Origin of the sequence: Halomonas sabkhae (assembly GCF_030409265.1) — a bacterium.
GTDB lineage: Bacteria > Pseudomonadota > Gammaproteobacteria > Pseudomonadales > Halomonadaceae > Halomonas > Halomonas halmophila.
The window spans coordinates 365,452-378,678 of record NZ_JAUFPM010000023.1; the positions used below are offsets into that span (position 1 = coordinate 365,452).

9 protein-coding genes and 4 tRNA genes are annotated in these 13,227 nt (G+C 61.9%); 3 read left to right on the top strand and 10 right to left on the bottom strand.

The genetic code is table 11. The features are described 5' to 3' along the window. Positions 1-739: 739 nt before the first annotated feature. From QWY79_RS15440 to QWY79_RS15485, 10 genes are all read right to left on the bottom strand, one after another. Positions 740-2,560 (bottom strand): SurA N-terminal domain-containing protein, encoded by a 1,821-nt coding sequence (locus QWY79_RS15440; RefSeq protein ID WP_290274738.1) that lies wholly within the window; start codon positions 2,558-2,560, stop codon positions 740-742. Positions 2,561-2,766: 206 nt separating this feature from the next. After that, on the bottom strand, positions 2,767-3,039 hold the full coding sequence (locus QWY79_RS15445) for an HU family DNA-binding protein (protein ID WP_141320111.1): 273 nt from the start codon (positions 3,037-3,039) through the stop codon (positions 2,767-2,769). 176 nt (positions 3,040-3,215) lie between these two features. After that, positions 3,216-5,624, bottom strand: a complete 2,409-nt coding sequence (gene lon / locus QWY79_RS15450; RefSeq protein WP_290274742.1) for an endopeptidase La — start codon at positions 5,622-5,624, stop codon at positions 3,216-3,218. A 170-nt stretch (positions 5,625-5,794) separates the two neighbouring features. Continuing rightward, a complete protein-coding gene (gene clpX, locus QWY79_RS15455) occupies positions 5,795-7,069 on the bottom strand; it encodes an ATP-dependent Clp protease ATP-binding subunit ClpX (RefSeq protein ID WP_141320115.1) in 1,275 nt (424 codons plus the stop codon). 76 nt (positions 7,070-7,145) lie between these two features. Further along, a complete protein-coding gene (gene clpP / locus QWY79_RS15460) occupies positions 7,146-7,766 on the bottom strand; it encodes an ATP-dependent Clp endopeptidase proteolytic subunit ClpP (RefSeq protein WP_141320117.1) in 621 nt (206 codons plus the stop codon). Between the two features lie 84 nt (positions 7,767-7,850). Beyond that, positions 7,851-9,203: a trigger factor gene (gene tig / locus QWY79_RS15465; RefSeq protein ID WP_290274750.1), complete on the bottom strand. Its 1,353-nt coding sequence runs from the start codon at positions 9,201-9,203 to the stop codon at positions 7,851-7,853. 320 nt (positions 9,204-9,523) lie between these two features. Continuing rightward, positions 9,524-9,598 (bottom strand) — tRNA-His (locus QWY79_RS15470). Between the two features lie 28 nt (positions 9,599-9,626). Then, positions 9,627-9,701 (bottom strand) — tRNA-His (locus QWY79_RS15475). Positions 9,702-9,800: 99 nt separating this feature from the next. Further along, positions 9,801-9,877: transfer RNA gene (locus QWY79_RS15480), tRNA-Arg, on the bottom strand. 67 nt (positions 9,878-9,944) lie between these two features. Then, positions 9,945-10,021, bottom strand: a tRNA-Pro gene (locus QWY79_RS15485). 185 nt (positions 10,022-10,206) lie between these two features. Here QWY79_RS15485 and folD point away from each other — a divergent pair. The 3 genes from folD (at position 10,207) to mtnN (ending at position 12,693) form a co-directional block, all read left to right on the top strand. Continuing rightward, positions 10,207-11,067: a bifunctional methylenetetrahydrofolate dehydrogenase/methenyltetrahydrofolate cyclohydrolase FolD gene (folD, locus tag QWY79_RS15490; RefSeq protein ID WP_290274753.1), complete on the top strand. Its 861-nt coding sequence runs from the start codon at positions 10,207-10,209 to the stop codon at positions 11,065-11,067. Positions 11,068-11,413: 346 nt separating this feature from the next. Further along, a complete protein-coding gene (locus tag QWY79_RS15495) occupies positions 11,414-11,887 on the top strand; it encodes an S-ribosylhomocysteine lyase (RefSeq protein ID WP_290274756.1) in 474 nt (157 codons plus the stop codon). Positions 11,888-11,955: 68 nt separating this feature from the next. Beyond that, the gene (gene mtnN, locus QWY79_RS15500; protein ID WP_290274758.1) at positions 11,956-12,693 is read left to right on the top strand and encodes a 5'-methylthioadenosine/S-adenosylhomocysteine nucleosidase; all 738 of its coding nucleotides are present in this window, start codon (positions 11,956-11,958) and stop codon (positions 12,691-12,693) included. Positions 12,694-13,227 lie beyond the last annotated feature (534 nt).

The window sequence follows — 13,227 nt, forward strand, 5'->3', positions numbered from 1 at the left end:
CAAGTGAGTCCAGCGACGGTCTGCTGGCATTTTGTCACACTCAGCCTAGGAAGTACCCGGGCAGGCAGCATCCACCATGGCGACAATGGCGTGTGTTAGAGCGGCCGGGGCGGGAAGTTGGATGAGGGAAGAAGGAAGAAGGAAGAGGGAAGAGCTGGAAGCTGGAAGCCTGAAGCTGGAAGTGGTGAGGTGCGAGCCGCGAGTGGCGAGAAACGAGGAACGAGCGACGAGAAACGAGAAGCGAGCGGTTGGAAGCAGCCGCGGGACGGGTAGTGGGAAGTCGGATGAGGGAAGAAGGAAGAGGGATGAGCTGACAGCTGGAAGCCTGAAGCTGGAAGTGGCGTGGTGCGAGCCGCGAGTGGCGAGAAACGAGCGGCGAGAAACGAGCGGTTGGAAGCAAGCCGCGGGACGGGTGCCGCGAAGTTGGATGAGGGAAGAAGGAAGAGGGTTGAGCTGACAGCTGGAAGCCTGAAGCTGGAAGTGGTGAGGTGCGAGCCGCGAGTGGCGAGAAACGAGGAACGAGCGACGAGAAACGAGAAGCGAGCGGTTGGAAGCAGCCGCGGGGCTGGGGGCGTAGCTGTAAGCTGTAAGCTTTAAGCTGTAAGTGGCGAGAAACGAGCTGCGGGAAACGAGAGGCGAGCTGCGAGAAACGGGAAACGAGCGGTTGGAAGCATGGCGAGAGACGAGCTGCGTGTAGCGTGCAGCTCGTAACTCGTGGCTCGAAACTCGTCGGTGGGGCTTAGAAGCGTTCGATTTCGGCGTTGTCGCGGAGGTATTCCAGCAGTCCGCTGATGGCGGCTTGGGAGCGTAGTTGCTGGGTCATGCGGCTGATCATGGCTTCACTCTGCTCGTTGACCTGCCCTTCGCTGACCTCGTCCAGGGCGATCAGGACGACGTGCTGGCCGTCGACTGCCTGGCCGTAGACGCTCTTATCGCCTTCAGGCTGCGGCATCCTGAACGCTTGCTGTACCACGGGCTGGGCGACCGAGGTGTCATCCTGACGGCTGAGGGAGTCGACTTGCTGCCAGTCGACCGCGACCGATTCGCCGTCACGCAGCGACGCGATCATGTCGTCGGCCTGCGCCTGAAGCGCTTCCACCGTCTTCTGGGCCTGCACGGCCTGGGTCACCCGATCGCGCACTGCCTCGAGCGGCAGGGTCGTGGCCTCGCGGTGATCCATGGCTCGGAGCACCATGCGACGGTCCTCGTCGAGCTCGATGACTTCGCTGTTGAAGCCTTCCTCGATGACATCCGGCGAGAAGGCACGATCCATGACGCCCGGCTCGGAGAGCACACCGGACACGTCATCGCGACTCACCCAGTCGCTCGTCTGACGCTCGAGGTCGAGGGATTCGGCGACACTCTGCAGGTCTTCGGCGGAAAAGCTCTCGTCGATCAGCCGCTGGGCGCGCTCATCGAACTCGCTGGACACCTGCTGACTGGCCAGTTCCTCTGCCAGGCGGTCACGCGATTCCTCGAAGGACGGGCGATCGAGCTCGGTGACCTTGATCAGGTGCAGGGCGTCATCGGCCTCGACGATGCTGGATACCTGGCCTTCGTTGAGACCGAAGGCCGCCTCGTCGAAGGCCTCGCCGAAGAAGCCGCGGCTGATGATGCCCAGGTCACCGCCGTCGTCACTGGTGGACGAATCGTCGGAATACTCGGCGGCCAGCTCGGCGAAGGATGCCCCGCCGGAAAGCTCCTGACGCGCCTGCTCGAGACGCGCGCGCGCTTCCTGCAGGGTACGCTCGTCACCGTAGTTGACCATGATATGCGAGACACGCCGATCGGCGTCGGAGGCCTCGTCATTCCAGGCCTGACGCAGGGCTTCTTCACTGACTTCGACCTGTTCGACCATACGCTGGCGGTCCAGCACGATATAGGCCAGCTTGACCTGTTCGGGACGCTGGTACTGATCGGCATGCGCCTCGTAGTAGGCCTGCCGTTCTTCATCGCTGACCGCGGGCTGGCTCTCCAGGTCCTCGGCGGTCAGGGCATGGTGGCGGAAGCTGCGCGTCTGGCTGCGCAGGGCCGCCAGGCGCTGCTGTTCGCTGTCCAGGGTGAACTCGCTGACGGCCAGACCCTGTTGCAGCTGATTGCGCTTCATGTCGGAACGCAGCTGATCGCGAAAGGCCAGCGGGGTGAAGCCGATCTGGGACAGACGACGCTGAAACAGCTCCTGGGAGAAGTTGCCGTCCTGATCCTGGAACTGCGACAGATTGACGATCAACTGATCGATCTGGCTTTCGGAAAGGTTCAGGCCGCCCTCTTCCGCATACTGCGTCAAGAGGCGCTCGGTGATCAGGCTGTCGAGCATCTGGGCACGCAGCTCACGCTCCTGCTCGGGGGCCGCCTGACCGCTTCGCAGGGCTCGCTGAACCTCGAGCTCCAGCTGCTGACGCTGGATGGACTCGCCATTGACGGTGGCCACGTCGTTACCGTCATTGCCCAGCAGACCGATCAGCGAATCGGCCCCGAACAGGCCCATGGCCACCACCACGGCACCGATGATGATCTTGGCGCCCCAGCTCGCGGAGCGGTCACGAATACTTTGCAGCATGCAAGCCTCGGCTGTATGAAAAGTGTCTGATCGCGCCACATTATACGCATCCAGCAAGGCCTGGCGACCTTAGGGTGGGCAGACGGATCATGTCGTTCTATTGCTGGGCAGCAAGCCCGAGTGCGACAGAAAAAAAACGGGCGCACCGCCATGCGATGCGCCCGTTCGGGACTCGAGGTCAACGGTGATCGACGCGGGGCGATACCTTAGTTGACGGAATCCTTCAGTGCCTTGCCAGCCTTGAAACTCGGCACCTTGGCAGCACTGATCTGGATCGGCTCGCCGGTCTGCGGGTTACGACCGGTGCGCGCTGCACGCTCCTTGACCGTAAAAGTACCAAAACCCACCAAGGAAACGCTATCGCCCTTCTTCAGGCTATCGGCCACGGTGTCCACCATGGCATCCAGAGCGCGCGAGGCAGCGGCTTTAGGGATATCGGCAGACGCGGCAATGGCTTCGATCAGCTCGGATTTATTCACACTTCACCCCTTGACTGTTTCGTAAATTAACTCTACTCAGCGAGACTTACGGCTGAATGACGCAATCACGGCATAGCGCTAGTTTATAGCAATGCAGTGAAAGATGTGTCAAGCGACCATCCCTGATAATCCCCATCATGCCGGGATTTTTGGCCCGGCATGATGATGGAAAAACGTCAGTGTGTACTGATCATTGATTGAGTAGAAGCAACATCTTCTGCTCGGGTATCGTTGTTATCCGAAATCGTCTTTTCGGTCAACGCCACATCAAGGACCTCATCGATCCAGCGCACTGGCCTGATATCCAGTGCATCCTTGATGTTGTCCGGCACTTCCTTGAGATCCCGCCGGTTCTCCTCGGGAATCAGCACCGTCTTTATACCACCACGCCTGGCCGCCAGCAATTTCTCCTTCAGACCACCGATCGGCAGGACCTCACCGCGCAGGTTGACCTCACCGGTCATGGCCACGTCACAGCGCACCGGACGCCCGGTGTAGGCCGAGATCATGGCAGTGACCATGGCGATGCCGGCACTGGGACCATCCTTGGGCGTGGCGCCCTCGGGGACGTGAATGTGCAGGTCTTCCTTCTCGAAGCGCTCCGGATCGACGCCCAGCGAAATGGCCCGGGCACGCACCACGGTCTGGGCGGCACTGACCGACTCCTTCATGACATCGCCCAGCGAGCCGGTCTTGTCGAGACGCCCCTTGCCGGGGGTGACCACCGACTCGATGTTGAGCAGCTCGCCGCCCACCGAGGTCCAGGCCAGGCCGGTGACGCGCCCGACCTGGTCTTCCTGGTCGGCCAGGCCATAGCTGTAGCGACGCACGCCGGCATATTCCTCGATGTCGGCGGCCGACAGGTGATCCGGCGCCAGGGCGCCTTCCTTGCCTTCCTGCTCGAGGCGCTTGCGCAGCACCTTGCGGCAGACCTTGGCGACCTGGCGCTCGAGTTCACGCACCCCGGCTTCACGGCTGTAATAGCGGATCAGCTCCAGCAGCGCCTCATCGGAGAGGGTCAGTTCCTCGGCCTTGAAGCCGTTGGCCTTGAGCTGCTTGGGCACCAGATAGCGACGCGCGATGGCCAGCTTCTCGTCCTCGGTATAGCCCGGCAGACGAATCACTTCCATGCGGTCGAGCAGCGGTCCGGGGATGTTCATCGAGTTGGCGGTGCAGATGAACAGGGTCTCGGACAGGTCGTAATCGAGCTCGAGGTAATGATCACTGAACTTGTCGTTCTGCTCGGGATCGAGCACTTCCAGCAGCGCGGAAGACGGATCGCCGCGGTGGTCCATGCCGACCTTGTCGACCTCGTCGAGCAGGAACAGCGGGTTCTTGACCCCGGCCTTGCTCATGCGCTGGACCATCTTGCCGGGCAGCGAGCCGATGTAGGTGCGACGATGGCCGCGGATCTCGGACTCATCACGCACACCGCCCAGTGCCAGGCGCACATACTTGCGGTTGGTGGCACGCGCGATCGACTGGCCGAGCGATGTCTTGCCGACCCCGGGCGGACCGACCAGGCAGAGTACCGGGCCCTTGAGCTTCTTGACGCGCTTCTGCACGGCCAGGTACTCGAGGATGCGTTCCTTGACCTCCTCGAGGCCATGGTGATCCTCGTCGAGCACTTTCTGGGCATGCTGGATGTCGTGGCGCACACGGGTGCGCTTCTTCCAGGGCACCGCGGTCAGCCAGTCCAGATAGGAGCGCACCACCGTGGCTTCGGCCGAGGACGGCGACATCATGCGCAGCTTGCTGAGCTCCTGACGGGCCTTCTCGGCGGCCTCCTTGGGCATGCCGGATTCGTCGATGGCCTGCTCGTACTTGTCCGCCTCGTTGGGGACGTTCTCGAGCTCGCCCATCTCCTTCTGGATGGCCTTCATCTGCTCGTTGAGATAATACTCGCGCTGGGACTTCTCCATCTGGTCCTTGACGCGCGAGCGGATGCGCTTCTCGACCTGCAGCAGGTCGATCTCGGACTCGATCTGCGCCATGAGATGTTCGACGCGATCGCGTACGCGATCCATCTCGAGCAGTTGCTGCTTGTCGTCGATCTTCAACGACAGATGCGCACAGATGGTATCGACCAGCCGGCTCGGATCCTCGATGCCCGACAGCGAGTTCAGTACCTCGTTGGGCACCTTCTTGGACATCTTGACGTACTGCTCGAACTGGTTGAGCAGCACACGCACCAGGGACTCCTGCTCGCGCTCGGTGAGCGGTTCGCTCTCGCGCAGCACCACCTCGGCACGACTGTAGCCCTCCTCGACGACCTGGATATCACGGATGTCGGCCCGCGACTCACCTTCGATGAGCACCTTGACGGTGCCATCGGGCAGCTTGAGAAGCTGCATGATCTCGGCCACGGTGCCGATCGAGAACAGATCCTCGTTATCCGGTTCGTCCTTGCTGGCTTCACGCTGCGCCACGAGGAGCACGCGCTTGTCGATTTCCATCGCCGTCTCGAGCGCCTGGATCGATTTTTCCCGGCCGACGAACAACGGAATGACCATTTGCGGGTAGACGACCACGTCCCGCAGCGGCAAAAGGGGCAGACTCTGGGTCTGTTCGGCGTTCTGCTGCATCGCAGACGATCCTCAAACGATTCGGGTGAATACCCAAGGGATGGGGGCGATCCCCCGACATTGCAAGGTCGGGGCAACGGCACGACATAGAAAAGGGCCGCTGGGCGGCCCTTGTGATGACGACTCCCCGAGCATGTCCGGGCGGGTCAGGGAGCGACCACCCGGCCTGACTAGCCGTCGGTACCGTCGACGCGTGACTCCTCTTGCGAATAGATCAACAAGGGTTCGCTCTCCCCGGTAACCACCGAGGCATCAATGACGACCTTGGAGACCCCTTCGACCGTCGGAATCTCGTACATGGTGTCGAGCAGCACGGACTCCAGAATCGAGCGCAAGCCGCGCGCGCCGGTATTGCGTTCCATGGCCTTGTTGGCCACGGCGCGCAGCGCGTCCTCGCGGAAGTCGAGTTCGACGTTCTCGAGCTCGAACAGGCGCGAGTACTGCTTGATCAGCGAGTTCTTCGGCTCGGTGAGGATCTGCACCAGGGCATCCTCGGACAGCTCGGTCAGGGTCGCGATGGCCGGCAGACGACCGACGAACTCGGGAATCAGGCCGAACTTGACCAGGTCTTCCGGCTGCACGTCGAGCAGCAGGTCGCCAAAGCCCTTGGTTTCGTCCTTGCCCTTGACCTCGGCATTGAAGCCGATGCCGCCCTGCTCGGCACGGTCACGAATGACCTTGTCGAGACCGGCGAAGGCACCGCCAACGATGAACAGCATGTTGGTGGTATCCACCTGCAGGAATTCCTGCTGCGGATGCTTGCGGCCGCCCTGGGGTGGCACCTGAGCCGTGGTGCCCTCGATCAACTTGAGCAGTGCCTGCTGGACGCCCTCGCCCGAGACATCACGGGTGATCGAGGGGTTGTCCGACTTGCGCGAGATCTTGTCGATCTCGTCGATGTAGACAATGCCGCGCTGGGCCTTCTCGACATCGTACTCGCACTTCTGCAGCAGCTTCTGGATGATGTTCTCGACATCCTCGCCGACATAGCCCGCTTCGGTGAGCGTGGTGGCATCGGCGATGGTGAAGGGAACATTGAGCAGACGCGCCAGGGTCTCGGCCAGCAGTGTCTTGCCACTACCCGTGGGACCGATCAGCAGGATGTTCGACTTGCCGAGCTCGACTTCATCCTTGGTGCCATAGCGCAGGCGCTTGTAATGGTTGTAGACCGCCACGGACAGCACCATCTTGGCGCGATCCTGGCCGATCACATAGTCATCGAGAGTGTGACGAATTTCGCGCGGGGCGGGCAGGCGCTCCTCATCGCTCTCGGCATCGGCATCGAGAACTTCCTCGCGAATGATGTCGTTGCACAGGTCGACACACTCATCGCAGATATATACGGACGGACCGGCAATCAGCTTGCGCACTTCGTTCTGGTTCTTGCCACAGAACGAGCAGTACAGCAGCTTGCCGTCTTCGTCCTTGCCTTTGCCGTCGGCCATTCGCGTACCTCTCTCGCAGCGGCGGCCCGCAGGCCACCGTGAATCACGTAGTCAAAGCGTGGTGAGTTTCACGCTATCAGGATGTCGGCCGCTTATCCAGCACGGCGTCGATCAGGCCATATTCGGCGGCCTGCTCGCCGTTCATGAAGTTGTCGCGGTCGGTATCCTTGGCAATCGTCTCGAACTCCTGGCCGGTGTGATGGGCCAGGATCTGGTTCAGGCGCTCGCGGATGCCGAGAATCTCGCGGGTGTGGATCTCGATGTCCGACGCCTGACCCTGATAGCCACCGAGCGGCTGATGAATCATCATCCGCGAATTCGGCAGGCAGTAACGCTTGCCGTGAGCGCCACCGGCCAGCAACAGGGCCCCCATGCTCGCCGCCTGCCCGATGCAGACGGTGGACACATCGGGCTTGATGAACTGCATGGTGTCGTAGACCGACATGCCCGCCGTGACGGAGCCACCCGGCGAATTGATATACAGGTGGATGTCCTTGTCGGGGTTCTCGGACTCCAGGAACAGCAACTGCGCCACCAGCAGGTTGGCCGTGTAGTCCTCGACCGGGCCAACCATGAAGATCACGCGCTCCTTGAGCAGGCGCGAGTAGATGTCGTAGGACCGCTCGCCCCGTGCGCTCTGCTCGACCACCATGGGCACCAGGCCGCCGGCGGATTGGATATCGATGTCGTTACTCATCTGGGTGATGTCCTTGCATCCGATGTATGGGATCGGCGGCTGATTCCCCGCCCGGCATGCCGCCGAGCGGGTTCACGAGAGGATTCAAGCCTGGCTTTGCTCGGCTTCTTCCTCGGCTTCCTCTTCACCACCTTGCTGCTGAGCCGCGGCGAGCGCTTCCTGATAGCTCATCTCGACGTCATTGATGGTGGCCTGCTCGAGCAGGATATCGACGCCCTTCTCTTCCAGGACGGCCGACTTGACCTGATTCTTCATCTCGTCGTTGCCCATGTAGTACTCGACGACCTGCTCGGGCTCCTGATACTGCTGAGCGAGTTCCTCGACCTTGGCCTTGATCTCGTCGTCGCTGGCATCCAGCTCATTGACCTTGATCACCTCGGCCAGCAGCAGGCCGATCTGCACGCGGCTCTTGGCCTGCTCGGCGAACAGCTCGTCGGGCAGCTGGCTGACGTCGAAGTCTTCGCCGAGACCGAACTGCTGGGCCGCCTGACGCTTGAGGCCATCGGTTTCCTGCTGGATCAGCGACTGCGGAACCTCGATGTCGTTGGCCTTCTTGAGCGCCTCGAGCACCTGCTGCTTGACACGGTTGTCGATGGCCTGGGTGGCCTCGCGCTTCATGTTGTTGGCGATTTCCTCGTGGAAACGCTCCAGGTCGCCGTCTTCCACGCCGAACTGCTTGACGAACTCGGCATCGACTTCCGGCAGTTCCTGCGCCTTGACGGTGTGCACCTTGACCTTGAAGGTCGCTTCCTGGCCGGCCAGTTGCTCGGCCTGATAATCCTCGGGGAAGGTAACCTTGAGTTCCTTGTCCTCGCCGGCGCTGGCACCGATCAGCTGCTCTTCGAAGCCCGGGATGAAGCTGCCGGACCCGATGGTCAGCTCGTGACCTTCGGCGCTGCCGCCCTCGAACGGCTCGTCGCCCAGGTAGCCCTGGAAATCGATGGTCACCTGATCGCCGTCTTCGGCTGCCCGGTCGACTTCCTGCCAGCCGGCATTCTGCTTGCGCAGGGTCTCGATCATCTCGGTCACGTCGGCATCGCTGACCTCGACGACCGGACGCTCGACCTCGCTGCCCTCGATGGAGTTCAGCTCGATTTCCGGATAGATCTCGAGGATGGCGGTGAACTCCAGGTCCTTGCCGGCCTCGTTGACTTCGGTCTCGATCTGCGGATTGCCGGCCGGATTGAGGCTCTCATCGGTGATGGCACGGACGTAACGCTCACGCATCACTTCGCCGACCACTTCGTTACGCACATCGTCGCCGTAACGCTGGCGAACGACCGACATGGGCACCCGTCCCTGACGGAAGCCGTTGATACGCACGCTCTTGGCGGCATCCTTGAGGCGGGTGTCCACGGCCTCGTCGATCTCGGCGGCGGGTACCTGCACTTTGACGCGGCGTTCAATCTGGGAGGTCGTATCGACGGAAACTTGCATGAATTGTCCTCTACACCGACAGGGGCGTTGGTTCTATGGAATAGCGTTGAAACATTCAGAGTGGGGATTCTATGAATCCCGCTACTCACTGGCAAGCGCCATGCCCGGACAAATAAGGGCGAATTCGCGTAATTCAAGGGCCATCCGACAAAAGAATAACGCTCAATGGCCTTGGCAAGCCCTGATATCGAGCACAACACGGCACAGCGCGGAGCATGGAAGGGTATGGCGCGATACGCCAGCGCTTCGTTCACTGCCAGGCAATGTCAGGCATCACGAACGAACACGAGGAGGAACTACAACACACGAGGGAAGGCAAATGGGGTGGATGATGGGGATCGAACCCACGACCACCGGAGCCACAATCCGGGGCTCTACCACTGAGCTACATCCACCACTGCCTGGAACTGCCGTTGGGTGCGCTGGGGTGGACGATGGGGATCGAACCCACGACCACCGGAGCCACAATCCGGGGCTCTACCACTGAGCTACATCCACCACTGACACCAACGAATCACGACGCCACTTGCTGTCGTGACGGGGCAACTTTCACTGCCCACGCTTGACTGCCTCGAGTCGGGCCGAACTCACCTGGCATGGCGCGCCCAGCAGGACTCGAACCTGCAACCTACGGCTTAGAAGGCCGTTGCTCTATCCGGTTGAGCTATGGGCGCATCTTACGTACCCAGGCAACTTGCCGCAAGCCTGAATTGGAAAAAAGGCATTCCATTCATGAGCTTGTGGTCGGGGTGGAGGGATTCGAACCCCCGACATCCTGCTCCCAAAGCAGGCGCGCTACCAAACTGCGCTACACCCCGCCGGCTCTTGCACGGCCCTGACGTACGCCGCAGAAGGCCCCGTCAAGCGCTGCGTATTCTACGGAACTTTCCCTATCCGTCAAGTCCGAATATCGCCCCTCGCGCTTTGCCTGGACGCCCGCTCATGAGAAAATCGCTGCCGTTTTCACGCCCCTTACATCCAATCGACCGCCAGAGGGAAGCCGATGACCGCCCAACTGATCGATGGCAAGTCCATTGCCGCCAATGTTCGACAGCAGGTTGCTCGACAGGTGCAGGCGCGCCTTGACGAGGGGGCCCGAGCGCCCGGGCTGGCGGTGGTGCTGGTGGGCGAGGATCCGGCATCCCATGTCTATGTGCGCAACAAGCAGCGTGCCTGCGAAAAAGCCGGCATCACCTCGGTCATGCACGAGCTGCCCGCCGATACCTCGCAGCAGCATCTGGAAGCCCTGGTCGATGAGCTCAATGCGGCACCGCATATCGACGGCATCCTGGTGCAGCTGCCGCTCCCCGACCATCTGGACCCCAGGCCCATCCTCGAGCGCGTGCACCCCCACAAGGATGTCGACGGCTTCCACCCCTACAACCTGGGGCGCCTGGCCCAGCGTTTGCCCCTGCTCCGCCCCTGCACCCCCAAGGGCATCATCACCCTGCTGCAGGAGAGCGGGCTCAAGATACGCGGCCTGGATGCCACCGTGGTCGGCGCCTCAAATATCGTCGGCCGCCCGATGTCCCTGGAGCTGATGCTGGCAGGCTGCACCACCACGGTCTGCCATCGCTTCACCAAGGACCTGGAAGCCCACGTACGACGCGCCGAACTGCTGGTGGTGGCCGTTGGCACCCCGGGACTGGTCAAGGGCGAGTGGGTGCGCGACGACGCCATCGTCATCGATGTGGGCATCAACCGCCAGGACGACGGCAAGCTGATCGGAGACGTGGAATTCGACAGCGCCGCGGCGCATGCCAGCCATATCACGCCGGTGCCCGGCGGCGTGGGACCGATGACGGTGGCTTCACTGCTCGAAAACACCCTACTGGCTGCCGAGCTGCATGATGCAAAGGGGTGAAAGAGGGAAGTAAGAAGAAGGAAGAGGGAAGAGCTGGAAGCCGGAAGCTAGAAGCTGGAAGTGGTGAGCGACGAGAAACGAGAAACGAGAAACGAGGAACGAGCGGTTGGAAGCAGGCCGCGGTGCGAGATGACGAGCCGCGAGTAACGAGCGACGAGAAACGAGCGGTTTGAAGCCAGCCGCGGGGCGGGTAGCGGAAGTTGAAGGCGGAGGGAAGATAAAAAGAGGGAAGTAAGAAGAGGGAAGAAGGAAGAAAGTGAGGTGTGAGGGGCTGCCGTGCACCCTGCCCCTGACTCAGGTAGAATGCGCGCTGACTTTCCACTGCTAGATATCGCGAGGTCCGTCGATGAGCGACAAGATGAACGTCGAGAGCTTCAATCTGGATCACACCAAGGTGAAGGCGCCTTATGTCCGCCTGGCGGATGTGAAGACCGGCCAGCACGGCGACACCATCCACAAGTATGACCTGCGTATCTGCCAGCCGAACAAGGGCCACATGGACATGCCGGCGCTGCACTCGCTCGAGCATCTGATGGCCGAGAAGTCGCGCAACCATTCCGACCTGGTACTGGATGTCAGCCCCATGGGCTGCCAGACGGGCTTCTACATCGCCATGCTCAACCATGACGACTATGACGGCATGCTCGAGCTCGTCGAAGGCACGCTGAACGACGTGCTGGAAGCCGACGAAGTCCCTGCCTGCAATGAAGAGCAGTGCGGCTGGGCCGCCAGCCACAGCCTGGAAGGCGCCAAGGACCTGGCACGCGACCTGCTCGCCAAGCGCAGCGAGTGGCATCAGGTCTTCGCCGAAGGCGCCTGATCGCCAATACCCGGCACAGCTGGCCTTACGCCTTACACGTCACGCCTTGCCCCGTGGAGAACGAATAGATGAAACGCATCGGCATCATCGGCGCCATGTCCCAGGAAGTCGCTCAGCTCAAGGCGATGCTGGAAGACTGCGAGACCCGCCATCACGTGGGCAGCACCTTCCACTGTGGCCGGCTGCATGATGTCGAGGTGGTGATTCTTCAATCGGGCATCGGCAAGGTCAACGCGGCCGTGGGCACGACGCTGCTGCTCGACATGTATCAGCCCGAAGCCGTGATCAATACCGGCTCCGCCGGCGGTTTCGGCGAAGGGCTGGAAATCGGCGACGTGGTGGTCTCAAGCGAGGTCCGTCACCACGACGTGGATGCCGTGGTCTTCGGTTACGAGCATGGCCAGGTGCCGCAGATGCCGGCCGCCTACCTGCCGGACGCCAAGCTGGTGGAGCTGGCCCGCCAGAGCGTGGAGGCCATGAACGAGGTCAGGGTGACCGAGGGCCTGATCGCCACCGGCGATGTCTTCATGGCCTGCCCCGAGCTGGTCGCCCAGACCCGCTCGCGCTTCCCGACCATGCTGGCCGCGGAGATGGAAGCCGCCGCCATTGCGCAGACCTGCCACCTGTACGGCTGCCCTTTCGTGGTCATTCGCGCCCTCTCGGACATTGCCGGCGGTGGCGACAACCACCTCTCCTTCGAGGAATTCCTGGCCAGAGCCGCCGACCACTCGACGCGCATGGTCAGCGGCATGATTCAACGCCTCGCGCAGACCACCCGCACCGCCGACGCCACCACCGCCGACTGAAACACCGCCGGCAAGAAGCCCCCAAGGCCCCGCCAGAACCACTCTGGCGGGGCCTTTTCGTCCATACTCAACGCTACGCAGCCTGCTCCCAACCGCTCGTTCCTCGTTTTGCGCGGCTCGTCATCTCGCATCCCAGCACCCGGCCTGCGGCCTGCTACCAACCGCTCGTTCCTCGTTTCTCGTCGCTCGCCGCTCAACACTTCCAGCTTCCGGCTTCAAGCTTCCAGCTCTTCCCTCTTCCTTCAACTTCCCGCCCTGCGGCCTGCTTCCAGCCGCTCGTTTCTCGTTTTTCGCGGCTCGTCATCTCGCATCCCAGCACCCGCCCTGCGGCCTGCTTCCAGCCGCTCGTTTCTCGTTTTTCGCGGCTCGTCATCTCGCATCCCAGCACCCGCCCCGCGGCCTGCTACCAACCGCTCGTTTCTCGTTTCTCGCCGCTCAACACTTCCAGCTTCCGGCTTCAAGCTTCCAGCTCTGCTATGCCCCCGATTTTGTAGACACCTCCCTTTACACTACGAGGTGAGGTGTCATGATTCT